Source organism: Massilia sp. Root335 (genome assembly GCF_001425685.1).
GTDB classification, from domain to species: Bacteria; Pseudomonadota; Gammaproteobacteria; order Burkholderiales; family Burkholderiaceae_D; genus Telluria; species Telluria luteola.
Map to the genome: position 1 here is coordinate 60388 of NZ_LMCY01000003.1, position 25313 is coordinate 85700.

At 65.7% G+C, this 25313-nt stretch carries 22 protein-coding genes; 4 read left to right on the plus strand and 18 right to left on the minus strand.

Annotation, left to right across the window (positions count from 1 at the left end):
- Positions 1-107 precede the first annotated feature (107 nt).
- Positions 108-2462, minus strand: coding sequence for a phosphoenolpyruvate synthase (gene ppsA, locus ASC93_RS00790; protein ID WP_056436802.1), 2355 nt, complete (start codon positions 2460-2462; stop codon positions 108-110).
- Between the two features lie 378 nt (positions 2463-2840).
- Between ppsA and ASC93_RS00795 the strand changes: the two genes are divergently transcribed.
- Positions 2841-3689: a pyruvate, water dikinase regulatory protein gene (locus tag ASC93_RS00795; RefSeq protein ID WP_056435532.1), complete on the plus strand. Its 849-nt coding sequence runs from the start codon at positions 2841-2843 to the stop codon at positions 3687-3689.
- A gap of 83 nt (positions 3690-3772) precedes the next feature.
- Here the strand turns inward: ASC93_RS00795 and ASC93_RS00800 are convergent, their stop codons facing one another.
- From ASC93_RS00800 to rpsB, 17 genes are all read right to left on the minus strand, one after another.
- On the minus strand, positions 3773-4987 hold the full coding sequence (locus tag ASC93_RS00800; RefSeq protein ID WP_229412522.1) for an EAL domain-containing protein: 1215 nt from the start codon (positions 4985-4987) through the stop codon (positions 3773-3775).
- A gap of 48 nt (positions 4988-5035) precedes the next feature.
- Entirely contained in the window at positions 5036-5824 is a 789-nt protein-coding gene (locus ASC93_RS00805; RefSeq protein ID WP_056436809.1) for an RNA methyltransferase, read from the minus strand.
- 8 nt (positions 5825-5832) lie between these two features.
- Positions 5833-6489 (minus strand): ribonuclease HII, encoded by a 657-nt coding sequence (rnhB, locus tag ASC93_RS00810; RefSeq protein WP_056435535.1) that lies wholly within the window; start codon positions 6487-6489, stop codon positions 5833-5835.
- Positions 6486-7658, minus strand: coding sequence for a lipid-A-disaccharide synthase (gene lpxB, locus ASC93_RS00815; protein WP_056435538.1), 1173 nt, complete (start codon positions 7656-7658; stop codon positions 6486-6488). Before lpxB ends, rnhB begins: the two co-directional genes overlap by 4 nt.
- On the minus strand, positions 7642-8430 hold the full coding sequence (lpxA, locus tag ASC93_RS00820) for an acyl-ACP--UDP-N-acetylglucosamine O-acyltransferase (protein ID WP_056435541.1): 789 nt from the start codon (positions 8428-8430) through the stop codon (positions 7642-7644). The genes lpxB and lpxA overlap by 17 nt, the downstream gene beginning before the upstream one ends.
- Positions 8430-8921: a 3-hydroxyacyl-ACP dehydratase FabZ gene (gene fabZ, locus ASC93_RS00825; RefSeq protein WP_056435543.1), complete on the minus strand. Its 492-nt coding sequence runs from the start codon at positions 8919-8921 to the stop codon at positions 8430-8432. Before fabZ ends, lpxA begins: the two co-directional genes overlap by 1 nt.
- Complete coding sequence (lpxD, locus tag ASC93_RS00830; RefSeq protein ID WP_056435546.1) at positions 8918-9976, minus strand: UDP-3-O-(3-hydroxymyristoyl)glucosamine N-acyltransferase; 1059 nt, start codon at positions 9974-9976, stop codon at positions 8918-8920. Before lpxD ends, fabZ begins: the two co-directional genes overlap by 4 nt.
- A gap of 77 nt (positions 9977-10053) precedes the next feature.
- Positions 10054-10581: an OmpH family outer membrane protein gene (locus tag ASC93_RS00835; RefSeq protein ID WP_082547679.1), complete on the minus strand. Its 528-nt coding sequence runs from the start codon at positions 10579-10581 to the stop codon at positions 10054-10056.
- A 33-nt stretch (positions 10582-10614) separates the two neighbouring features.
- On the minus strand, positions 10615-12915 hold the full coding sequence (bamA, locus tag ASC93_RS00840) for an outer membrane protein assembly factor BamA (protein WP_157201695.1): 2301 nt from the start codon (positions 12913-12915) through the stop codon (positions 10615-10617).
- Between the two features lie 181 nt (positions 12916-13096).
- On the minus strand, positions 13097-14446 hold the full coding sequence (gene rseP / locus ASC93_RS00845; RefSeq protein ID WP_056435552.1) for an RIP metalloprotease RseP: 1350 nt from the start codon (positions 14444-14446) through the stop codon (positions 13097-13099).
- A gap of 34 nt (positions 14447-14480) precedes the next feature.
- Complete coding sequence (gene ispC / locus ASC93_RS00850; protein WP_056436815.1) at positions 14481-15650, minus strand: 1-deoxy-D-xylulose-5-phosphate reductoisomerase; 1170 nt, start codon at positions 15648-15650, stop codon at positions 14481-14483.
- Between the two features lie 130 nt (positions 15651-15780).
- Entirely contained in the window at positions 15781-16608 is an 828-nt protein-coding gene (locus tag ASC93_RS00855; RefSeq protein WP_056435556.1) for a phosphatidate cytidylyltransferase, read from the minus strand.
- Complete coding sequence (uppS, locus tag ASC93_RS00860) at positions 16608-17366, minus strand: polyprenyl diphosphate synthase (RefSeq protein WP_056435560.1); 759 nt, start codon at positions 17364-17366, stop codon at positions 16608-16610. The genes ASC93_RS00855 and uppS overlap by 1 nt, the downstream gene beginning before the upstream one ends.
- A gap of 137 nt (positions 17367-17503) precedes the next feature.
- The gene (gene frr, locus ASC93_RS00865) at positions 17504-18064 is read right to left on the minus strand and encodes a ribosome recycling factor (protein ID WP_036228560.1); all 561 of its coding nucleotides are present in this window, start codon (positions 18062-18064) and stop codon (positions 17504-17506) included.
- 29 nt (positions 18065-18093) lie between these two features.
- Positions 18094-18810, minus strand: coding sequence for a UMP kinase (pyrH, locus tag ASC93_RS00870; protein WP_056435563.1), 717 nt, complete (start codon positions 18808-18810; stop codon positions 18094-18096).
- Between the two features lie 99 nt (positions 18811-18909).
- On the minus strand, positions 18910-19818 hold the full coding sequence (gene tsf / locus ASC93_RS00875; RefSeq protein ID WP_056435568.1) for a translation elongation factor Ts: 909 nt from the start codon (positions 19816-19818) through the stop codon (positions 18910-18912).
- 143 nt (positions 19819-19961) lie between these two features.
- Positions 19962-20708: a 30S ribosomal protein S2 gene (gene rpsB, locus ASC93_RS00880; RefSeq protein ID WP_056435570.1), complete on the minus strand. Its 747-nt coding sequence runs from the start codon at positions 20706-20708 to the stop codon at positions 19962-19964.
- Between the two features lie 286 nt (positions 20709-20994).
- Here rpsB and map point away from each other — a divergent pair, with 286 nt between their 5' ends.
- From map to ASC93_RS00895, 3 genes are all read left to right on the plus strand, one after another.
- Positions 20995-21819, plus strand: coding sequence for a type I methionyl aminopeptidase (gene map, locus ASC93_RS00885; protein WP_056435573.1), 825 nt, complete (start codon positions 20995-20997; stop codon positions 21817-21819).
- Between the two features lie 25 nt (positions 21820-21844).
- Positions 21845-24436, plus strand: a complete 2592-nt coding sequence (locus ASC93_RS00890) for a [protein-PII] uridylyltransferase (RefSeq protein WP_056435577.1) — start codon at positions 21845-21847, stop codon at positions 24434-24436.
- A 129-nt stretch (positions 24437-24565) separates the two neighbouring features.
- On the plus strand, positions 24566-25312 hold the full coding sequence (locus tag ASC93_RS00895; protein ID WP_082547680.1) for a pseudouridine synthase: 747 nt from the start codon (positions 24566-24568) through the stop codon (positions 25310-25312).
- The last annotated feature ends 1 nt before the right edge of the window (position 25313 follow it).

Sequence of the window (25313 nt, forward strand, 5' to 3'; positions counted from 1 at the left end):
GCCCAAGGCCGATGCGTCCCGGAGCATGCGAACGTATCGCGCGCGCATAAAAAAACCGCTGCGGGGCCATCGACCCCGCAGCGGTTTTTCATCGGGCGTTCAGCCGCTTACAGCGCCGCCAGCTTCTGCCACGTATCGATCACCGAGTCCGGATTCAGCGACATCGACTCGATGCCCTGCTCCACCAGCCACACGGCGAAGTCCGGATTGTCGGACGGCCCCTGGCCGCAGATGCCGATGTACTTGCCCTGCGCGCGGCAGGCCTTGATCGCCAGCGACAGCATCGCCTTCACGGCCGGGTCGCGCTCGTCGAAGTCCTTGGCCAGCAGCTCCATGCCGGAGTCGCGGTCCAGGCCCAGCGTGAGCTGCGTGAGGTCGTTCGAACCGATCGAGAAGCCGTCGAAGTACTGCAGGAACTGCTCGGCCAGGATGGCGTTCGACGGGACCTCGCACATCATGATGACGCGCAGGCCGTTCTCGCCGCGCTTCAGGCCATACTTGCCCAGCAGCGCGATGACCTTCTCGGCCTGGCCCAGGGTGCGCACGAACGGGATCATGATCTCGACGTTCGTGAGGCCCATCTCTTCGCGCACGCGCTTCATGGCCATGCATTCCATTTCGAACGACTCGGCGAAGTCGTCGGCCAGGTAGCGCGCGGCGCCGCGGAAGCCCAGCATCGGGTTTTCCTCGTCCGGCTCGTAGCGCGAACCGCCGATCAGCTTCTTGTACTCGTTCGACTTGAAGTCGGACAGGCGCACGATGACCGGCTTCGGCCAGAACGCGGCGGCGATCGTCGCCACGCCTTCGGCCAGCTTGTCGACGTAGAACGCGCGCGGCGACGCGTGGCCGCGTGCGACCGATTCCACGGCCTTTTTCAGGTCGTTGTCGATGTTCGGGTACTCGAGGATCGCCTTCGGGTGCACGCCGATGTTGTTGTTGATGATGAACTCCAGGCGGGCCAGGCCCACGCCGTTGTTCGGGATCGCCTGGAAGTCGAACGCCAGTTGCGGGTTACCGACGTTCATCATGATCTTGGTCGGGATCTTCGGCAGCTCGCCGCGCACGGATTCCGTCACTTCCGTTTCCAGCAGGCCGTCGTAGATGCGGCCTTCGTCGCCTTCGGCGCAGGAGACCGTGACGAACGTGCCGTCCTTCAGCGTGTCGGTCGCGTCGCCGCAGCCGACGACCGCCGGCACACCCAGTTCGCGGGCGATGATCGCCGCGTGGCAGGTGCGGCCGCCGCGGTTCGTCACGATCGCGGAGGCGCGCTTCATGACCGGTTCCCAGTTCGGGTCCGTCATGTCGGCAACGAGGACGTCGCCCGGCTGCACGCGCTCCATTTCCGACGGATCGTGGATCACGCGGACCGGGCCGGCGCCGATCTTCTGGCCGATCGCGCGGCCCGACGTCAGCACGGTGCCCGTGCCCTTCAGCTTGAAGCGCTGCTGGGAGTCGGTCGCCTTCTGCTGCGACTTCACGGTTTCCGGGCGCGCCTGCAGGATGTACAGCTTGCCGTCGCGGCCGTCCTTGCCCCACTCGATGTCCATCGGACGGCCGTAGTGCTTCTCGATGATGACGGCGTACTTGGCCAGCTCGACGACTTCCTCGTCCAGCAGCGAGTAGCGGTTGCGCATTTCGATCGGCACGTCGACGGTCTGCACCGAGCGGCCCGCCTTGGCCTCGGCCGTGAATTCCATCTTGATCAGTTTCGAGCCGATGTTCTTGCGGATGACGGGCTTCTTGCCCTGCTCCAGCATCGGCTTGTGCACGTAGAACTCGTCCGGGTTCACGGCGCCCTGCACGACGGTCTCGCCCAGGCCGTAGCTCGACGTGACGAACACGACGTCCTTGAAGCCGGATTCCGTGTCGATGGTGAACATGACGCCGGCCGCGCCGGTGTCGGAACGGACCATGCGCTGCACGCCGGCCGACAGGGCCACTTCGGCGTGCGTGAAGCCCTTGTGCACGCGATAGGAGATGGCGCGGTCGTTGTACAGCGACGCGAACACGTGCTTCATCGCTTCCAGCACGTTGTCGATGCCGACCACGTTCAGGAACGTCTCCTGCTGGCCCGCGAACGAGGCGTCCGGCAGGTCTTCCGCCGTGGCGGACGAGCGCACGGCGAACGACACTTCGGTGCCGGAGTCGGCGACGAGGCGGTCGTAGAAGGCTTCGATTTCCTGCTGCAGGCGCGGCTGGAACGGGGTGTCGACGATCCATTGGCGGATCTCGGCACCGGCGGCGGCCAGCGACCGGACGTCGTCGATGTCCAGGCCTTCCAGGCGGGTCGCGATGCGGTCGCCCAACGACGGGCCGCCGTCGATGCCGTGGTTCAGGAAGTCGCGGAAGGCTTGCGCCGTCGTGGCGAAGCCGCCCGGCACGCGCACGCCGGCTTCGGCCAGCTGGCTGATCATCTCGCCCAGGGACGCGTTCTTGCCGCCGACCGACTCGACGTCGGTCATGCGCAGGTTCTCGAACGACGCGACGTACACACTTTCCGCGGACGCTGTTGGGTCGGGCGCCTTCAGTACTGCATTCGACAGGTTAGTCATGGTAAAACACCTTTGTGATGATGGAAATCTGCACGGCGGATCGGCCGACGGCCGGATGACGGACGAGCCTGGCGGGGCAGCGGCGGCGGGCCGGGCACTGCGCATGAAACACACGCGTGCTCCTGGCCGGCTTCGCGCGGCAGGCTGGTCGGTTTCCGGGGGATTTCTTGTTATTCTTGGCGTCGTACAGCACAATCTCACAACCCGTTGCCCAACATTTTACCCCGTGCGACTGGGTTTCACAGCCCTGGGGCTGCAACTTTGTCATTATCTGTCCAAAAAAACATCATGTCCCTCCCGAGCACTCCAGCGAGTCCAGACGCCGCGCGCACCGTCTTCTTCGTGTCCGACGGCACCGGCATCACGGCGGAAACCTTCGGCCACGCGGTGCTGAGCCAGTTCGAAATGCGCTTCCGGCAGATCCGCCTGCCGTTCATCGATACGATCGAAAAAGCCTACGAGGCCGCGCGCCGCATCAACGACGTCGCCATCGCCGACAACCAGCGCCCGATCGTGTTCTCCACCCTCGTCAAGCACGACCTGTCCGCGGTGATCCGCGCCGCGCAGGGCATGCACATGGACCTGTTCCAGACCTTCGTCGCCCCGCTCGAGCAGGAATTGCGGGTGAAGTCGACGCACACGATCGGCCGCATCCACAACGTCGTCGATACCGAGGAGTACAAGAACCGCATCGAGGCCATCAACTTCTCGCTGGCGCACGACGACGGCCAGTCGCACAAGAACCTGGCGGATGCGGACGTGATCCTGGTGGGCGTGTCGCGCTCGGGCAAGACGCCCACGAGCCTGTACCTGGCCATGCAATACGGGATCAAGGCGGCGAACTACCCGCTGATCCCGGACGATTTCGAACGCAACAAGCTGCCGTCGGCGCTGCCGCCGTTCAAGCACAAGATCTTCGGCCTGACCATCACGCCGGAGCGCCTGTCCGAGATCCGCAACGAGCGGCGCGCGGGGAGCAAGTATGCGTCGCTGGAGAATTGCCGCTACGAGGTGAACGAGGCCGAGCAGCTGATGCGGCGCGAAGGAATCCGGTGGTTGTCGTCGACGACCAAGTCGATCGAGGAGATTTCGACGACGATCCTCCAGGAGATCAAGCCGGACCGGCGCGAGTATTGATGTTCCGGCCGGGACGCGTTTGGCGGGCTCGGGGAGCCCACCCTACGATACCGCCAGCCGGTCCGCCGCCCGATCGGGGAATCTCAAAAGAAATGCCGCCAGTCTTCCAGCCACCCCGGAAACTCGTCCGCCGCCATCGGATTGGCGATGTGGTAGCCCTGCGCATACGTGCACCCGAGGCCCTGAAGGAAATCCCAGTCCTGCCGGGTCTCCACGCCCACGGCCACCGACATGCGGTCCAGGCTGTGCGCGAGTCCCAGGCAGGATTTCAGCACGGTGCCCAGCGGGCGTTTCTTCGACGCGCCATCCACGAACGAGCGGTCGATCTTGAGTTCGGAGAACGGGATGCGGGCCAGGATCTGCAGGTTCGAGCGCCCCGTGCCGTAGTCGTCGATCGCGAGGCCGAAGCCCATCATGCGCAGGCGCACGAGGCGTTCGATGAAGTCGGCGTCGAAGCTGAGGATCGCCGATTCCGTCATCTCGAACGTCAGGTAGTCGGGCAGCACGCCGTGGCGCTTCATCGTCGACGCCACCTGGCGGATGAAGTTCGGATGCGCCAGCGTCTCGGGCGCCAGGTTCAGCGAGATCGAGATCGGGATGCCCTGGTCGTGGTAGCGGCGGCAGCGCTCCACCGACATCTCCAGCATCGTCCAGTCGAGGAAGTCGATGCGGTTGTTCTGCTCCAGCGCGCCGATGAAGGATGACGGTCCGAGCATGCCGTGCTCGGGATGGCGCCAGCGGGCGAAGGTCTCGAGGCCTTTCACCTGGCCCGTCGCGAGCTCGATCTTGGGCTGGAAGAAGGGTTCGAACTGGCGCTTCTGCAGGCCGACGCCCACCTCGGCGAACGAAAAGCTCGGCCCCGGCGTGGCGGCGCGCGCGGGCTTCGGCGGCTGGTAATTGTCCAGCAGGGCGCGCAGCTTGGTGCTCGTGACGGGCTTGGCGATCGTCCCGAGCAGGTCCACGCCGTGGGCCTGCGCGAGGCTCTCGACGGAAAACAGCACGCTGGACGGCTGGGCGCCGACGACGATCAGGCGCACGCTCGACTTCAGCGCCGCGATGGCGCGCAGCAGTTCCAGGCCGTCCATGCCGCCCAGGTCGAGGTCGATGACGGCCACGTCCACCCTGGGCGTGAAGCTGGCCTGCAGCGTGCGCAGGGCCATCGGGCCGTCCGGCACGTCGGTGACGCGCGTGGCGCCCACCTGCGCCAGCGCCTCGATCAGCGCGCGGCGCTGCACCGGGTCCGCTTCCGCCACCAGAAAGTGCAAAGACTGCAACTGCGATTGCCCCATGTCCATCATGACTCCGTCGTTACCTGCACGAAGCGTAACCGAACGGGCCTGTCGCGTCTATGCCTTGCGCTGCCGCTGTTGCTGGCGCAGCTGTTCGAAGAAGCACACGGCCGCGCAGGCGGCCACGTTCAGCGATTCCACCGCGCCCGCATGGGGGATGGCGACGCGGTGCGTGGCCAGGTCCAGCAGCGCGGCCGACACGCCCTGCCCTTCATGGCCCAGCAGCCAGGCGGCCGGGCGGGACAGGTCGACGTCGTAGATCCGTTCGCTCGCATAGCCGCTCGTCGCCAGCACGGGCACGCGCGCCGCGCGCACGAGCGCCTCCAGGTCGACGTTCTCGAAGATCTCCAGCACGAAATGGGCGCCCATCGCGGCGCGCAGCACCTTGGGCGACCACATCGACGCCGTGCCGGGGCTGCAATACACCTGCCGGATGCCGGCCGCGCCGGCGCTGCGCAGGATCGAGCCGGCATTGCCCGGGTCCTGCACCCCGTCCAGCAGCACGGCCGATTCGGCCAACGCTGCGGGCCGCGCGGGCCGTGGCGTGTCGACCAGGAACAGCAGGTGGATGCCGTGTTCGACCTGGCTCAGCGCCCCGAACAGCGCATCCGGCAGCGCCGTGGCGGGACCTTGCACGCGGTCGACGATGGCGGCCACTTCCGGGTTCGCCAGCGCGCCTTCGGACACGACGCAATGCACCGGCTGCCCCACGAGGTCGAGGTAGGCCTGGCACAGGTGGACGCCGTCCAGCAGCGAACGCCGCGCCTTGCGCAGTGCCTGGCTGCTGCCCGCGAGGTGCTTGAGCTCCTTGTAGAACGGGTTGTCGCGCGACGTGACGCTCTTGATCGCGCTCGTCATGCGGGCTCCCCGAACAGGTCCGGCTCGATCAGCGCGCGCACGGGCGCGAAGCTGCGCCGGTGCACGGGGCTCGGACCGTGCTCGCGCAGGCGCGCGAGGTGCAGCGCCGTCGAATAGCCCTTGTGCTGGTCGAAGGCGTATTGCGGATACGTTGCGTGCAGCGCGACCAGGGCGGCGTCGCGCGCCGTCTTGGCAAGGATCGACGCAGCCGAAATCGCATGCACCTTGTCGTCGCCCTCCACCACGGCATGCGCGCGGATGTGCGGCGCGAACTGCGGGCAGCGGTTGCCGTCGATGAGCGCGATGGTCGGCACGGTCGCGAGCAGCTCGACCGCGCGGCGCATCGCCAGCATCGTCGCCTGCAGGATGTTCAGCGTGTCGATTTCCGTGTGCGAGCACTCGGCGATGGCCCAGGCCAGCGCATGTTCCTTGATGAGCGGGGCCAGCTCGTCGCGCCGCGCTTCCGTCAGTTTTTTCGAGTCGCGCAGGCCGTCGATCGGGCGCGCCGGATCGAGGATCACGGCCGCCGCGTACACCGGGCCGGCCAGCGGGCCGCGGCCGGCCTCGTCGACGCCGCAGACGATGTCGTCCAGCGTGAACGGGCGGTTCTTCGGCGGCAGGCCGGGGTAGAAATCGAACTTCTTTTTTCTCATGCTTTGCCTATCACCTGCAGCACGGCGCGGGCGCTTTCGCGCGCGCTGTCGCGCAGCAGGCTGTGATGCATTTCGGTGAAGCGCTCGCGCAGCCGCACCCGGTTGTTCTCGTCCGTCAGCTGGAACCAGACGGCATCCGCCAGCGCCTCGGGCGTCGCCGCGTGCTGCAGGAATTCCGGCACGACGGACTCGCGCGCCAGGATGTTCGGCAGCCCGATCCACGGCAGGTAGCCCATGTTCCGGATGAGCAGCCACTCGGCCTGCAAGACCTTGTACGCGATCACCATCGGCTTCTTGAACAGCGCCACTTCCAGCGTGGCGGTGCCGGATGCCGCCAGCACGGCGTCGGCCGCCGCGATGCACGCGTGCGACTCGCCGTCGACGAGCTGCAGCGGCACGTCCTGCAGACCGGCTTTCGCCATCAGCTCCATAAAATACGCCTTCTGGCGTTCTCCCGCCATCGGCGCGATGAAGCGGACGGACGGGTCGCGCGCGGCCAGCAGTTTCACCGTGCGGACGTACGGCTCCGTCAGGTATTTGATTTCCGACATCCGGCTGCCCGGCATGACGGTGACGACCCGCGCATCCTCCGGCAGCCCGAGGGTGCGCCGCGCGGCACGCACGTCCGGCACGAGCGGGATCGTCTCCGCCAGCGGATGGCCGATGTACGTGACGGGCACGCCGGCCTTCTGGTAGATCGCTTCCTCGAACGGGAAGATCACGAGCATGTGCGACACGGCGCGCTGGATCTTCTTGATGCGGCCGCCCCGCCACGCCCAGATCTGCGGGCCGACGAAGTGCACGGTCGGGATGCCGGCCGCGCGCAGCTGCTCTTCGAGGCCGAGGTTGAAGCCGGGGTAGTCGGCGCCGATGAACGCGGCCGGCTGCTGCGCCAGCAGGCGGTCGCGCAGGCGGTTCTGGATGCCCTTCAGTTCGCGGTAGCGCAGCAGCACGGGCAGCAGGCCGCGCACGGTGAGCGTGTCCATCGGCACGTCGGAAGCCAGGCCCTGCTCCAGCATGCGCGGACCGCCGATGCCGGAAAAGGCAACGCCCGGCAGGTGCGGCTTGAGACCCGCCATCAGGCGCGCCGCCAGCAGGTCGCCCGACAGTTCGCCGGCCACGAGGGCGAGCGACACCGGGGCCGCCGTCGGATCAGCGGACGATGCCACGGCTCGTGGTGTCGAGGAAGTCGCGCATCGCGCGGATGTGCGGCGCCGCGTCGCCGGCGGCGCTTTCCTCTTCCGCCAGTTTGGCCTTGGCTTCTTCCAGCGTGAGGCCGGAGCGGTAGATGTGCTTGTACGCGGCGCGGATCGCGTTGATCTGCTCGCGCGTGAAGCCGCGGCGCTTGAGGCCCTCGATGTTCACGCCATGCGCCTCGGCCGGGTTGCCGGAGACGAGCACGAACGGCGGCACGTCCTGCGTGAGGCTCGTGTACATGCCGATGAAGGCGTGCGCGCCGATCTTGCAGAACTGGTGCACGCCGCAGTAGCCGGACAGGATCGCCCAGTCGCCCACGTGCACGTGGCCCGCGAGCTGCGCATTGTTCGAGAAGATCGTGTTGCTGCCGACCTGGCAGTCGTGCGCCAGGTGCGTGTATGCCGACATCCAGTTGTCGCTGCCCAGGCGCGTCACGCCCGCGTCCTGCGCCGTGCCGAGGTTGAACGTGCAGAATTCGCGGATCGTGTTGCGGTCGCCGATTTCCAGGCGGGTCGGCTCGCCGGCCCACTTCTTGTCCTGCGGCGCGGCGCCCAGCGACGCGAACTGGAAGATGCGGTTGTCGCGGCCGATCGTCGTATGGCCCTCGATGACCACGTGCGGCCCCACCACGGTGCCGGCGCCGATACGCACATCGGGGCCGATGATCGAATACGGGCCGACTTCGACGGTGGAATCCAGCTCCGCCTTCGGGTCGACGATCGCGCTCGGGTGGACCTTGCTCATCACTCCCCCGCGCGCGGTTGCGTCGATTCGTTTGCCCTGATGGTGCACATCAGTTCCGCCTCGACGGCGACCTTGCCGTCGACGCTGGCGACAGCCTTGTACTTCCAGATGCCGCGCGACGTGCGCAGGATCTCGACGTCCATCTTGAGCTGGTCGCCCGGCTCGACGGGGCGCTTGAAGCGCGCGTTGTCGATGCCGACGAAGTACACGACCGAGTTCTCGTCCGGCTTGACGTTCATGGTCATGAACGACAGGATCGCGGCCGTCTGCGCCAGCGCCTCGATCATCAGGACGCCCGGCATCACCGGCTTGTGCGGGAAGTGGCCGTTGAAGAATTCCTCGTTGACGGTCACGTTCTTGATGGCGGTGATGGTCTTGCCGATTTCGTAGTCGACCACGCGATCCACCAGCAGCAGCGGATAGCGGTGCGGCAGGTATTCCTTGATCTCGTTGATCCCCAGGGTTTTATTCGTCGTGGCTTCGGTCGTCATTTTTGTTCTGTAGGTTCGGTCAGTTGTTTGATCTGTTTTTCCAGGTTGCGCATCTTCTCGCGCAGCGCGGACAGGTTGCGCACGATGGCTGCGCTCTTTTCCCATTCGGCGTTCTTGGCCAGCGGATAAAAGCCCGTGTACTGCCCCGGCTCCAGCACGGAGCGCGACACCATGCTGCCGGAGGAGATATGGACGTTGTCCGCGATTTCCAGGTGCCCCAGCACCATGGCCGCGCCGCCGAACGTGCAATTCTTGCCGATCTTCGCGCTGCCGGCTACCCCCACGCAGCCGGCCATCGCCGTGTTCGCGCCGATGTGGCAGTTGTGGCCGATCTGGATCTGGTTGTCGAGCTTCACGCCGTCCTCGATCACGGTGTCGGCCAGCGCGCCGCGGTCGATGGTCGTGTTGGCGCCGACGTCGACGTCGTCGCCCAGCAGCACGCGGCCCGTCTGCGGGATCTTGATGTACACGCCGTTCTCGCGCGCGAAGCCGAATCCGTCGGTGCCGATCACGGCGCCCGAGTGCAGGATGCCGCGCTTGCCGACCTTGCAGCGCGCGTGGAACGTGACGTTCGCGAACAGGTGCGTCTCTTCCCCGATCTCGGCGTCGCGGCCGACGAAGCAGCCGGCGTCGACGCGGACGCCCCCTGCAATCACGGCGCCCGCTTCCACCGTCACGTTCGGGCCGATGTGCGCGGACGGGTCGATGCGCGCCGTCTCGTGCACGACGGCGCTGGGATGGATGCCGGCCGGCGGGACGATCTCGTCCAGCGCCACGAAATACTGGGCGGCGCGGGCGAAGTAGGCGTACGGGTTGGTGGTGATGATGCGTGCGCCGGCATACGTCGTGGCGACGGTGGCGTCGTCGAGCGGCGAGACGATGAGCGCCGCGGCGCCGCTCTGTGCGGCCAGCGCGCGCAATTTGCTGTTGCTGAGAAAGCTGATGTGCGAAGCGTCGGCGCTGTCGAGCGGTGCGATGCCCTGAACCTCGAGGTTCGGGTCACCCACCAGCTGCCCACCGAAGCGTTCGACCAAATCACCCAGTCGAGTGCCCATCGTGGTCGTTCCGTAAAAGAATTGAAAACTGCCGGCCGCTCATCAAGCCGGCCGGCATCCAGCAAGCCGTTGGCGGCTTACTTGTCGAGCAGTTTGAGGATGCGATCGGTGATGTCGATGCGCGGACTGGTCCAGATGGCTTCCTGCAGCACGACGTCGAGATGGTCCTGCTCGGCCACCTGTTCGATCAGTTTATAGGCTTTCTGCGCGATGGCGGCGCGCTCCTCGTTCTTGCGCTGGAACAGGTCCTCGTTGTACTCGCGCTGCATGCGCTGCACGTCCTTTTCCATGTCGAGCAGCTCGCGCGTGCGCTTGGTGCGGTCGACGTCGGACAGTTTCGGCGCTTCCTCGTCGAACTTCTCGCGGCTCTGCTTGTAGCGCGCCAGCATGTCGTCGACCTGTTTCTGGCGCTTGGAGAATTCCGCCTGCAGCTTCGCGTCCGCCGCCTTGGCCAGCTTGGACTCGGTCATCAGGCGTTCCGTGTAGACGAAGCCGATGCGGCTCGGCACCGCGGTCTGCGCGGACGCCTGCGCCATCGCACCGGCGCAGAGCAGCGCCAGCACCAGGCTACGCGGCAGCGAGGCTAACGATTTTTTCAACATCATTCTTCGCAATCCTTGTCTCGGCGATGGGCCGTATCAGAAACCGGTACCCATCTGGAACTGGAAGCGCTCCAGGCGATCGCCCGGCTTCGCGTTCAAGGGCTTAGCATAACTCAACTTCAGCGGCCCCACCGGGGAAATCCACGACAGGCCGATACCCGCCGAGTAGCGCAGCTGCGACGTGCGGATCGGCTCATGTTCCTGGTAGACCTGGCCGCCGTCGGCGAAGGTGAACCAGCGCAGCGAACGATCCTGGCCGCTGCCCGGGAACGGGAACTGCAGCTCGGCGTTGCCGATCACGCGCTTGGCGCCGCCCAGGGCGTCGTACGTGAACGGGTCGACGATGCCCAGCGACGAGCTCTCGTAGCCACGCACCGAGCCGATGCCGCCGCCGTAGAAGTTCTTGAAGACCGGGTACGAGTGGCCGCCGAGGCCCGCGCCGTAGTCCAGCTCACCCTTGAGCGCCAGGGTCATCCAGCGCGTGATCGGACGATACCACTGGTGTTCGTAGATGATGCGGTAGTACTTGGCGTCGCCGACGGCATCGATCTCGAAGTTGGCGCGCTGGTAGCGGCCGCGGGTCGGGGTGATGGCGGAGTCGCGCGAATCGCGGCCCCATGCCACGGTCAGCGGGATCGCGTTGGTCGTCGCCGTGCCCACGCCGGTGCTCTTCGCGACCGCGTCCTTCGAGTTCTGCATCACGAACTGCTTGTACAGGGTCGGCGAGCTCTCGTCCGTCTCGAGCCTCGTGCGTTCCAGGCCGGCGCCGAAGTAGACGGTGTCGATTTCCGAGAACGGCACGCCGAACGTCAGGTTGCCGCCCTGCTGGCGCACGGTGTACGAACCGATGTTCAGCGCCGGCGGGCGCGACGTGCGCAGGTACAGCTGGAACGCGCGCTGGATGCCGTCGTCCGTGAAGTACGGGTTGGTCTGGGCGAACGAGATCGTGCGGTTGTAGCGGCTCGTGTTCAGTTCCACGCCGACGGTGTTGCCGCTGCCGGCGAAGTTGGCCTGCGTGACCGACGCCGTGAAGGTGAATTTTTCCGCCTGCGAGAACGCGCCGCCGACCATGAAGTTGCCGGTCGGTTTTTCGACGACGGCGATGTTCACGTCCACGGCATCGTTGGTGCCCTGCGCTTCCGGCGTCTCGACCGTCACGTCCTTGAAGTAGCCGAGGCGGTCGACGCGGTCGCGCGACAGCTTGACCCGGTTCGGGTCGTACCACGAGCTTTCGAACTGGCGGAATTCGCGGCGGATCACTTCGTCGCGCGTGATCGTGTTGCCCGAGATGGTCATGTGGCGCACGTAGGCGCGCTTGCCCGGATCGACGAAGAACGTGAAGGCGACTTCGCGCTTCTCGCGGTTGATCTCGGGGTTCGCGGTAACGTTCGCGAACGCGTAGCCGAAGCTCGCGAGGCGGTCGGCGATGCGCTTGTTCGACGCTTCCTGCAGGTCGCCGGAATAGGTCTGGCCCGGCTTCAGCAGGATCAGGTTCTTGAGTTCCTGCTCGCGGCCGAACATCTCGCCGTCCATCTTGATGCCGGAGACGGTGTACTTCTCGCCTTCCGTGATGTTGATGGTGAGGTAGATGTCCTTCTTGTCCGGGGTGATCGAGACCTGCGTGGACTCGACGTTCACCTCCAGGTAGCCGTGATTCAGGTACCACGACTTGATCGATTCCAGGTCGCCCGTCAGCTTCTGCTTCGAGTACTGGTCGGCCTTCGAATACCAGGTGAACCAGCCCGACGTGTTCAGCTGCAGCAGCGCGCGCAGTTCCTTGTCCGAGAACGCCTTGTTGCCGACGATGTTGATCTGCTTGATCTTCGCGACGTCGCCCTCGTCCACGTTGAACATGATGTTCACGCGGTTACGCTCGATCGGGGTGACGGTGGTCGTGATCTTGACGCCGTACAGGCCGTGCGACAGGTACTGGCGCTTGAGCTCCTGCTCGGCGCGGTCGACGGATGCCTTGTCGAAGATCTTGGTCTCGCCGACGCCGATTTCCTTCAGCGCCTTGACGAGCATGTCCTTTTCGAATTCCTTCGTGCCGGTAAAGTCGACCGCGGCGATGGCAGGACGTTCCTCGACCAGCACCACGAGCACGCCGTTTTCCTCTTCCAGGCGGATGTCCTTGAAGAAGCCGGTGGCATACAGCGCCTTGATCGCCGCGGTGCCCTTTTCATCGTCGAAGGTCTCGCCCACGCGCACCGGCAGGTAGCTGAACACCGTGCCTGCCTCGGTCCGCTGGATGCCTTCGACCCGGATGTCCTTCACGACGAAGGGAGTGACGGCGGCGGCGTGGCCCGCGCACAGGGCCAGCACGGCTGCGCCGATCATGCTGCGACGGGAGGGCAAGGCAAAACGCGATTGGGCAAAACGTTCGGGTTGTAGATTCATCGGTTAGATCAATGGGTCAGTCATAGGACAACGTTACGTATCGTCGCCCGGGCTTGTACCGCTTGGCCGGACACTCCGGCGCCCGCCGCAGGCGCAGCGTACGTATCGGAGTGCCGTGTGTTCAGAGCAGTCGCACCAGGTCGTTGAAGACGGCAAGCGCCATCAGCATGAACAGCAGGCCCACCCCGGCACGCTGCGCGATCTCGCCGATCCGCGCGGGCAAGGGTCGCCCGGTCAAAACTTCCAGCGAATAATACAGCAAATGGCCACCGTCCAGAACGGGAATTGGTAACAGATTCATTACACCCAGGCTGATCGAGATGAAGGCGATGAACTCGAGGAAGGGCTCGAGGCCCGAGCGCGCGGTCTGTCCGGCCACGTCGGCGATCGTGATCGGGCCCGTCACGTTTTTCAGCGAGACCTCGCCGACGATCATCTTGGCGATCATCTTGACGGTCAGCGCGCTCGTCTCCCACGTGCGCTGCGCGCCCTTCGCAAAGGCGGCCAGCGGGCCCGCCTGCACCGTCACCAACTCGGGCGCCTGGGCGATCATCAGCTTCACGAGGCCCCTGCCCGACTGCGGCTCGCGCTCCGGCGTGAGGGGCAGCACGAGCTGCTCCGCTCCCCGCTGCACGCCGACCTGCAGCGTCCTGCCGGCCGCGCCGCGCACGGCGTCGATGAAGGCGATGCCGTCGAGAATGGGCTTGCCGTCGATGGACGTCACGAGGTCGCCCTGGCGCAGGCCCGCGCGCGCGGCGGCGCCGCCCGGCAGGACCTTGTCGATGGTCGCCCGCGGGCGCCACATCTGCATGCCGAGCACGCCCAGCACGTCGCCGTCGACGTCGAGGCCGGCCATGCGGTCGGCCGGCAGCACGGCGCGGTAGGCGGCGCCGCTGGTCGCGCCGGGGCCGTGCAGCGTCAGCTCGGCCGCGCGCTTGTCGATGGCGGCGCGCACGATCTCCCAGCGCAGCTCCGTCCACGACTGCACCGGACGGCCGTTGACGGCCGTGACGACGTCGCCGCCGCGCACGCCGGCCACGTACACGGCGGACGTCGGCGCCATCGCGCGAAGGCGCGTGCCCGGCTCCTCTTTCCCGTGCATGAACAGGCCCGCCATCAGGACGATGGCGAGGATGAAGTTGGCGATGGGGCCGGCCGCGACGATGGCGATGCGCTTCCACACGTTCTGGCGCGTGAATTCGCGCGGCAGGTCGCGGTCGTCGGTGGGCGCGGTCGACGGGTCGCGCGCGTCGAGCATCTTGACGTAGCCGCCGATGGGCAGCATGGAGATCGCCCATTCCGTCTGGTCCGGACCGAAGCGGCGCGACCACACGATGCGCCCCATGCCGATCGAGAAGCGCAGCACCTTCACGCCGCACAGGCGCGCGACGGCGTAGTGGCCCAGTTCGTGGAAGATGATCAGGGGGCCCAGCGCCAGGATGAACGCCAGCAGGGTGTGGATCAGGTTCATGACTTTCTCCCGTCAGGGCCCGCTCAAGATCGGATTACAGCGCATGCACGATGCGTTCGGCCGCGGCGCGGGCACGCGCGTCCTGGGCCATCACGGCCTCGATGCTGCTGGCCGCACCGTGCGGGTTCTCGTCCATCACGCGGCGCACGACCAGGTCGATGGCGCGGAACCCGATGCGGCGCTCCAGGAAGGCTTGGACCGCGATTTCGTTCGCCGCGTTCAGCAATGCGGGCGCCGTGCCGCCCGCGCGCAAGGCGTCGAACGCGAGCGCGAGGCACGGGAAGCGGTCGAAATCGGGCTTGTGGAATTGCAGCGCGGCCCACTGCGTCAGGTCGAGCTGCTCGACGCCGGACGCGATGCGCTCCGGGTAGGCCAGCGCGTGGGCGATGGGCGTGCGCATGTCCGGGTTCCCCAGCTGGGCCAGCACGGAGCCGTCGACGTACGACACCATCGAGTGGATCACGCTTTGCGGGTGGATCACGACTTCGATCCGGTCGGCCGGCGCGCCGAACAGCCAGTGCGCCTCGATCACTTCGAGGCCCTTGTTCATCATCGTGGCCGAGTCGACCGAGATCTTGCGGCCCATCGACCAGTTCGGATGCTTGCACGCCTCTTCCGGCGTGACGGCCTCCAGCGTCTCGACGGCGCGGTTGAGGAACGGGCCGCCCGATGCGGTCAGCAGGATCTTCGCCACGCCGGCCGCGTCGGGCGACCGGCCGTACGTGCCGGGCAGCGACTGGAAGATGGCGTTGTGTTCGCTGTCGATGGGCAGCAGGGTCGCCTTGTGCTCCTTGACGGCGTCCATGAACAGCTGGCCGGACATGACGAGCGCTTCCTTGTTGGCCAGCAGGACTTTCTTGCCCGCGCGCGCGGCCGCGAGCGTGGGCGCGAGGCCGGCGGCGCCGACGATGGCGGCCATCACCGTATCCGTCTCCGGGCTGGACGCGATCTCGCACAGCGCCGCTTCGCCGTGGGCGACGTCGATGGGCAGGCCGGCCAGCAGGTCGCGCAGGCGCGCGGCCGCTTCCGGCGTGCCGACGACGGCGCGCTGCGGCAGGAAGACGCGGCATTGCGCGGCGAGCGCGTCCACGCGTTCGTGCGCGCTCAGCGCATGGACACGGTATTGGCCGGGATGACGGGCGAGCACGTCGAGGGTCGAGACGCCGATCGAACCGGTGGCGCCCAGAATAGTGATGCGTTGCATGTTGCGTTCCATTGTCAAGGTCGTTCCAACATGGGCTGGCGCGGCGCTGGCCGCCGGCATGATGGCATTCTTGCACGGCGCGTGCCGCGACGGCGCCCGCCCGCGTCGAACGACCCGTTGTCCAGCTTTATCAGAGGCGCGAGCCGATCAGGGCCGCGAGGGGCAGCACGGGGACCAGCGCGTCGATCCGGTCCAGCACGCCGCCGTGACCGGGCAGCAGGTTGCTGCTGTCCTTCATGCCGGCGCGGCGCTTGAGCTGGGATTCGAACAGGTCGCCGACGATGCTGGCGGCAACCATCAGCACGAGCACCACGACCAGCGCCGGCCAGCCGTAGTGGTGCTGGACGCGCGCGGCGAAGGTGTTCGCAAAGGCGTCGCCGCCGAACTGGACCGAGAGGCCGGCCAGCACGAGCACGGCGATGCCGCCGCCGATCGCGCCTTCCCACGATTTGCCTGGCGAGATGGACGGTGCCAGCTTGCGCTTGCCGAATGCCTTGCCGGAGAAATAGGCGCCGATGTCGGCCACCCACACGATCGCGAGCACGGACAGCAGGAACAGCGGCGAGTGCGAGTACAGATCGACGATGGCGGCAAAGCAGCCGACCACCGCGAACGCGTACACGAGCGACAGCAGCGTGTTGGCCGGCGTGCCCAGCGGCGGGAGGCCGGTCTTGAGCGACGGCGCGAACCGGGCGATCCACAAGGCCACGCTGAGGGCGGCCCAGAACGACAGGTTCGTGTGCCCCGTGAACACGGAGATGGCGAACACGCTGGCCCAGACGATGGCGATCACGTGGGCATTGTGCGTGTCCGGATTGAACAGCCGGAAGCATTCCCAGATGGCGGCGCCGAAGAACGCCGTCGCCACGACCGCGAACGCCGTGTAGTTGTTGAAGTAAAGGACTGGCAGCAACACTGCCAGCAGCACGACGGCGGTAATGACGCGGGTCTTGAGCATCAGTTTGTCTTGGCCTTGTTTGCGACCTGCTCGCCGGTGCGGCCGAAACGGCGCTCGCGGCTCTGGTAGGACGCGATCGCCGTGTCGAGCGACTGGGGCGAAAAGTCCGGCCAGAAGGTGTCGGTGAAGTACAGCTCGGAATACGCGAGCTGCCACAGGAGGAAGTTGGAGATGCGTTCCTCGCCGCCGGTGCGGATGAACAGGTCCGGCTCGGGCGCATAGGCCATGGCCAGGTGCGGGGCCAGCATCTCTTCGGTGTAGTCGGTCGTGCCCGGGTTGGCGGCGACCATCTTGCCGGTCGCCTGCATGATGTCCCAGCGGCCGCCGTAGTTGGCGCACACGGTGACGGTCAGGCGCGTGTTGTTGGCGGTGCGGCGCTCGGCGTTGGCGATCATGTCGCGCAATTTCGCATCGAAGCGCGCCAGGTCGCCCACGACCTTCAGGCGGATGTTATTCGCGTGCATCTTCGACACTTCGCGCTCGAGCGCCGTGACGAACAGGCCCATCAGGTAGGACACTTCGTCGGCCGGACGGCGCCAGTTTTCCGACGAAAACGCGAACAGCGTCAGGTATTCAACGCCACGATCCACGCAGGCTTCGACGATCTTGCGCACGGCGTCCACGCCCTTGACGTGGCCGGCCACGCGGGGCAGCAGGCGCTTGGTCGCCCAGCGGCCATTGCCGTCCATGATGATGGCGATGTGACGCGGCACCTTGGGCGCTTCCGGGACTGCGGTGGTCGAACTTTTGAAAATCATAAATCTGGCCAAATGGCGGCGGTGGTCTAACGGACTGCAAATGAACTGCGACAAAAGGTGGAACGGACCGGTCAGGCCTTGCCTGCCGGTCCGACGTCCACAACGATACGCGGCCGCAACGGGCGCCGCAATACGGATCACACGGTCATGACTTCTTTTTCTTTTTCGGCAACCAGCTTGTCGATGTCGACGACGGCCTTGTCGGTCATCTTCTGGACATCGTCCTGGGCGCGGCGCTCGTCGTCTTCCGAGATCGCCTTGTCCTTGACCAGTTTCTTCAACTGTTCGTTGGCATCGCGGCGCACGTTACGCACCGCGATTTTCGCATCTTCCGCTTCCGACTTGCACAGCTTGACCATTTCCTTGCGGCGCTCTTCCGTCAGGGCCGGGGTCGGCACGCGGACCAGCTCGCCGAACGTCGACGGGTTCAGGCCCAGGTCGGATTCGCGGATCGCCTTTTCGATGACGTTCAGCATCTTCTTTTCGTAGGGCTGAACGCCGATGGTGCGGGCGTCGATGAGGGTCAGGTTGGCGACCATCGGCAGCGCGGTGGGCGAGCCATAGTAATCGACCATCACGTGGTCCAGGATGCCGGTGTGGGCGCGGCCGGTGCGAACCTTGGCCAGGTTGCCTCTCAGGGTTTCGATGGACTTCGCCATCTTGTCCTGGGCACTTTTTTTAACGTCAGCGACGGACATGCTGCTCTCCTGTGTTTCTGAATATTGAGTTAAACGTGTACCAGTGTACCCTCGTCCTCGCCCATGATCACGCGCATGAGCGCGCCCGGCTTGACGATCGAGAACACCTTGATCGGCAGCTTCTGGTCGCGGCACAGGGCGAACGCGGTGGCGTCCATCACCTGCAGGTGCTTGGCGATCGCTTCGTCGAACGAGATCGACTCGTAGCGGGTCGCGTGCGGGTCCTTCTTGGGATCGGCAGTATATACGCCATCGACCTTGGTTGCCTTCAACACGATCTGCGCCGAGATTTCCGAACCGCGCAGCGCGGCGGCCGTGTCGGTGGTAAAGAACGGGTTGCCCGTGCCCGCGGCGAACACGACGACCTTGCCCTCTTCCAGGTATTGCAGCGCCTTGGGACGCACGTACGGCTCGACCACCTGCTCGATGCCGATGGCCGACATCACGCGCGCGGTGATGCCCTGCTGGCGCATGGCGTCGGCCAGCGCGAGCGCATTCATCACGGTGGCCAGCATGCCCATGTAGTCGGCCGTCGCGCGGTCCATGCCCTGCGCACCAGGCGCCACGCCGCGGAAGATGTTGCCGCCGCCAATCACCACTGCCAGTTCCACACCCAGCTTCGACACCTCCGCGACGTCGGCGACCATGCGTTCGATGGTGGCGCGGTTGATGCCGAACGGATCGTCGCCCATCAGCGCTTCGCCAGACAGTTTGAGAAGGACTCGTTGGTAGGCTGGTTTTGTCATGAATGGGGCTCCTGAGGTCATTGGATGTTTCGAATTCGGTACTACGCCGGCCGGGATACCGCCGGTTGTGAAAACGGGCCTTGCGGCCCGTTCTCTTTATTACTGCTTGACAGCAGCCATCTGTGCTGCCACTTCCGCTGCGAAGTCGTCGACCTTCTTCTCGATGCCTTCGCCGACCACGTACATCGTGAATGCCTTCACGGTGGTGTTGGCGGCCTTCAGCATCTGCTCGATGCTCTGCTTGTCGTTCTTCACGAACGCCTGGTTCAGCAGCGACACTTCTTTCAGGTACTTCTGCACCGAACCGTCGATACGCTTGGCGACGATCTCGGCCGATTGCGGCTGCTTGCCTTCGGCGACGGCCTTGTCGGCGTCTTCCTGGGCTTTCAGCTGAGCAACCGAACGCTCTTTCTCGATCAGCTCGGCCGGCACTTGCTCGGACGACAGGGCGACCGGCTTCATCGCGGCGATGTGCATGGCCACGTCTTTACCGACCTGCTCGTCGGCGCCGTCGTAGTCGACGATGACGCCGATGCGGGTGCCGTGCAGGTACGACGCCAGCTTGCCGGTGGTTTCGAAGCGCTGGAAACGACGCACGGTCATATTCTCGCCGATTTTACCGATCAGCGCCGTACGCACGTCGTCGAAGGTCTTGCCGTCGACCGGCAGGGCGGCCAGGGCGGCGACGTCGGCCGGGTTGTTCTCGGCGACCAGCTTGGCGGCCAGGTTGCACATGGCCAGGAAGTCGTCGTTCTTGGCGACGAAGTCGGTTTCGCTGTTGACTTCGACCAGCGCGCCGATGTTGCCGGCGACGTAAGCGGACACCACGCCTTCGGCGGTGATGCGCGACGCGGCTTTCGAGGCCTTGCCGCCCAGCTTGACGCGCAGGATCTCTTCGGCACGTGCCATGTCGCCTTCGGCTTCGTTCAGTGCCTTCTTGCATTCCATCATCGGGGCGTCGGTCTTGGCGCGCAGTTCGCCAACCATCGCTGCAGTAATCGCTGCCATGTCATTTCTCCTAAAAGCGGAACAAGCCGTCGGTTGCGACGTCTTGCATATTGTTAATCTATCCAGGAATTGCTTGCAAAAAGGGGCGCTCGACTTAGGCTCGGCGCCCCTTTGCTGCTCGGCGGGCCAGCGCCCGCCGGACCTTAAGCTTGCTCGGAAACTTCGACGAAGTCGTCGGCCGACTTGACCATCTCGACGATTTCGTTGGTGGCGTTCGCACGGCCTTCCAGGATCGCATCGGCGACGCCGCGTGCGTACAGGGTGATGGCTTTCGACGAATCGTCGTTACCCGGGATGACGTGGGTCACGCCTTCCGGCGAGTGGTTGGTGTCGACCACGCCGATGACCGGGATGCCCAGCTTGCCGGCTTCGGTGATGGCGCCCTTGTGGTAGCCGACGTCGACGACGAAGATCGCGTCCGGCACGCCCTGCAGGTCCTTGATGCCGCCGATCGACTTCTGCAGCTTTTCCAGTTCGCGCGAGAACATCAGCGCTTCTTTCTTGCTCATCTTCTCGACTTCACCCGATTCGATCTGCGCTTCCATGTCCTTCAGGCGCTTGATCGAGGTCTTGATGGTCTTGAAGTTGGTCAGCATGCCGCCCAGCCAGCGCTGGTCGACGTACGGCACGCCGGCGCGCTGCGCTTCGGCGGCGATGATGTCACGGGCCTGGCGCTTGGTGCCCACCAGCAGGATCGTGCCGCGGTTGGCGGCGATCTGCTTGATGGTCTTCATCGCATCCTGATACATCGCCATGGTCTTTTCCAGGTTGATGATGTGGATCTTGTTGCGATGACCGAAGATGAACGGGGCCATTTTCGGGTTCCAGAAACGGGTCTGGTGGCCGAAGTGAACACCGGCTTCCAGCATTTCGCGCATAGTGACAGACATTGTAATTCTCCAGGGTTGGTTCTTGAACGACGGCCAGCCACCCTTCCGGGCACCCTTGTCGGCCGCATTCGCGATTTAAAAAAAGCGTAATTTCTCAAGCTTGCCCGATACGAACACGAGCAACCCGAGATTCTAGCGGGATTCGACGCGGATTTCAAGCTTGCGCACGCGTGCGCTTCTCCGGCCGCACGCCATGGGGCGGCCACGGCCCGGCCGCCCCACGGCCCGACCGGCTTCCGAATCACATATAATGGCCGATACAGAACATATTGCAGAACGGATCACCATGACCATCTCCATCAAGACCCAGGAAGACATCGAAGGCATGCGCATCGCCGGCCGCCTCGGTGCCGAGGTGCTCGACTACATCACCCCCTTCGTCAAACCGGGCGTCACGACGGGCGAGCTGGATCGCCTTTGCCATGAATACATGGTCAACGTGCAAGGCACCGTCCCCGCCCCGCTGAACTACGCGCCGCCGGGCTACCCGCCGTTCCCGAAAGCCGTCTGCACCTCCGTCAACGACGTCATCTGCCACGGCATTCCGGGCGACAAGGTCCTCAAGAACGGCGACGTGGTCAACATCGACGTCACCGTCATCACGAAGGATGGTTATCACGGCGACAACAGCCGGATGTTCTTCATCGGCGAACCGTCGAAGCTGGCGCGCCGCCTGGCCGACATCACCTACGAATGCATGTGGCTGGGTATTTCGAAAGTGAAACCGGGCGCGCACCTGGGCGACATCGGCCACGTGATCCAGCAGCATGCGGAAAACGCGGGTTATTCGGTCGTGCGCGAATTCTGCGGCCACGGCATCGGCAAGGTCTTCCACGAAGAGCCGCAGGTCCTGCACTACGGCCGCCCCGGCACCGGCGAGGAGCTGAAGGCGGGCATGATCTTCACGATCGAGCCGATGATCAACGCGGGCCGCCGCGAGATCCGCGAAATGCCGGACGGCTGGACCATCAAGACGAAGGACCGCAGCCTGTCGGCCCAGTGGGAACACATGATCCTGGTGACGGAGACCGGCTATGAAGTGCTGACGACGTCGGCCGGGACCCCGCCGCCGCCGGCCATCGTGCGGCCGAAAGACACCGTCGCGGCCTGACCGCGAACCGCCAGCCCGCGCCGCCATGTCGACCGCCACCATCGCCCCGCCCCAGCCCCTGCAGCCGCTGCAACTCAAGCAGCGCCTGAAGGCCGAGCGCCAGCTCGTCATCGCCGATTTCCGCGAGAACGGCAAGCCGGAAAAACTGTTGCGCGGTCTGCGCCACAGCGTGGACGGCGTGCTGACGGATGCCTGGCACGCGGGCGGGCTGCCGCAGAACGCCGCCCTCGTGGGCGTGGGCGGCTACGGCCGCGGCGAACTGTTCCCCCATTCCGACGTCGACCTGCTGATCCTGCTGGGCAGCGCGCCGGACGCGATCGTGCAGGCAAAGCTGGAAAACTTCGTGCAGCTCCTGTGGGACCTGGGCCTGGAAATCGGCCACAGCATCCGCACGGTGGACGAGTGCATGACGGAGTCCGCCGCCGACATCACGGTCCAGACGAGCCTGCTGGAAGCGCGCCTCGTGACGGGCAGCGAGGCGGTGTTCAACGCGCTGCTGCACCGCTACGACGCCGCGATGGATGCGCAGGCGTTCTTCCACGCCAAGACGGCCGAGATGCGGCTGCGCCACGCCAAGTACGAATTCACGCCGTTCTCGCTGGAGCCGAACGTCAAGGAAAGCCCGGGCGCGCTGCGCGACCTGCAGGTGATCCTGTGGGTGGCCAAGGCGGCGGGCCTCGCGAATTCGTGGAGCCAGCTCGCGATCCGCGGCCTGATCACGCGCGAGGAAGCGCGCCAGCTGATGGAAAAGGAGCGCGCCTTCAAGGACATCCGCATCCGCCTGCACCTGCAGACGAACCGGCGCGAAGACCGCCTCGTGTTCGACGTCCAGACCGCGATCGCGGAAACGTTCGGCCTCACGTCGACGGGCGAAGGCCTGGAAGCGCGCCGCGCCAGCGAATTCCTGATGCAGCGCTATTACTGGGCCGCGAAGACGGTCACCCAGCTGAACACGATCCTGCTGCAGAACATCGAGGCCCAACTGTTCCCCACGCCGTCGCAGCCGGTCGCGATCAACCCGCGCTTCAACGAGGTGGGCGGCTTCATCGACATCGCCGCCGACGACACGTTCGAGGCCACGCCGGCCGCCGTGCTGGAAATCTTCGTGCTGATGACGGAACGCCCCGACATCAAGGGCATGACGGCCCGCACGATGCGCGCGCTGTGGCATGCGCGCACCCTCATCGACGACGCCTTCCGCACCGACCCGCGGCACCGCGCCCTGTTCCTGCGCGTGCTGCAGGCGCCCGCCGGCCTCGTGCACGCGCTGCGCCGCATGAACGACATGGGGATCCTCGGCCGCTACCTGCCGAACTTCCGCCGCATCATCGGCCAGATGCAGCACGACCTGTTCCACGTCTACACGGTCGACCAGCACATCATGATGGTGGTGCGGAACATGCGGCGCTTCACGATGACGGAGCATGCGCACGAATACCCGTTCTGCAGCCAGCTGATCGCCAATTTCCGCGACCGCTGGCTGCTGTACGTGGCCGCGCTGTTCCACGACATCGCCAAGGGCCGCGGCGGCGACCACTCGGCACTGGGCAAGACGGACGCGCGCGAATTCTGCCGCGACCACGCCCTGTCCGAGGAAGACACGGAACTGGTCGTGTTCCTCGTCGAGCACCACCTGACGATGTCGGTGGTCGCGCAGAAGCAGGACCTGTCGGACCCGGACGTGATCCAGGCCTTCGCCCGCCTCGTGCGCGACGAGCGCCACCTGACCGCGCTGTACCTGCTGACGGTGGCCGACATCCGCGGCACGAGCCCGAAGGTATGGAACGCGTGGAAGGCGAAGCTGCTGGAAGACCTGTACAAGATGACCCTGCGCGTGCTCGGCGGCGAGCCGCCGTCGGCCGACCGCGAACTGCGCGCGCGCCAGCAGGAAGCGCTGGCGACGCTGCGCCTGTTCGGCCTCCCGGCCGATGCGCACGAGGCCTTGTGGAAGCAGCTCGACATGGCGTATTTCCTGCGCCACGACGCCTCCGACATCGCCTGGCAGACCCGCTGCCTGGTCGACAAGCTGGGGCGCGACAAACCCGTCGTGAAATCGCGCCTGGCGCCGATCGGCGAAGGCCTGCAGGTGACGGTGTACGTGAAGGACCAGCCCGACCTGTTCGCGCGCATCTGCAGCTATTTCGACCGCAAGAACTTTTCCATCCTCGACGCCAAGATCCACACGACGAAGGACGGCTATGCGCTCGACACCTTCCTCATCACGGACGAGCATTTCGCCAACAGCTACCGCGACATCATCAACCTGATCGAGCACGAGCTGTGCGAAGTGCTCGTGCACCAGGAGCCGCTGTCGCCGCCGCTGCGGGGCCGGCTGTCGCGCATGTCGCGCCACTTTCCCATCACGCCGACGGTCGACATGCGCCCGGACGAGCGCGGCCAGTTCTGGGTGCTGTCCATCGGCGCGAACGACCGCAACGGCCTGCTGTACACAATCGCGAGCGTGCTCGCGCGCTACCGCATCAACCTGCACACCGCGAAGATCATGACCCTCGGCGAGCGCGTCGAGGACGTGTTCCTCATCGACGGCCAGGCGCTGAACAACCAGCGCGTGCAGGTGCAGCTGGAGACCGAGCTGCTGGATGCCGTAAAGATTTAATATCGATAACCTAAACCAACGTCGCCCCCGCGCAGGCGGGGGCCCAGGTCTTCCGCGTTGCGATAACGCGAGCAAAACTGGATCCCCGCCGCCGCGGGGACGACGGTTCATTATTTCAGAATCAGTATCATGACCGACCCCGTACGCCTCTCCAAACGCATGTCCGAACTTGGCCTCTCGTCCCGCCGCGAGGCCGATGAATGGATCGCGAAAGGCTGGGTGCGCGTCGACGGCCAGGTGGTGTCCGAACTCGGCAGCAAAGTCTTGCCGCACCAAAAGATCACGGTCGAGCGCCAGGCCGCCGCCCAGCAGGCGAAGCGCGTGACGGTGCTGCTGAACAAGCCGGTCGGCTTCGTCAGCGGCCAGGCCGAGGATGGCTACAAGCCGGCCGTGGTGCTCGTGAAGCCGGAAAACCGCTGGGCCGACGATCCGTCGCCCGAACAGTTCCACCCGACCCAGTTGAAATCGCTCGTGCCGGCCGGCCGCCTGGACATCGATTCCGTCGGCCTGCTGGTGCTGACGCAGGACGGCCGCATCGCCAAGCAGCTGATCGGCGAGGCCACGTCCATCGAGAAGGAATACCTCGTGCGCGTGCAGTACACGAAGCCGGGCCGCCTGCCGGACGCCGACCTCAGGAAACTGAACCACGGCCTGTGGATGGACGGCAAGCCGCTGCTGCCCGCGAAGGTGCGCTGGCAGAACGACGACCAGCTCAGCTTCACCCTGAAGGAAGGCCGCAAGCGCCAGATCCGCCGCATGTGCGACATGGTGGGCCTCAAGGTCATCGGCCTCAAGCGCGTGCGCATCGGGCGCGTGAAGCTCGGTGAATTGCCCCCGGGACAGTGGCGCTACCTCGGGGCGGACGAGCAGTTCTGAC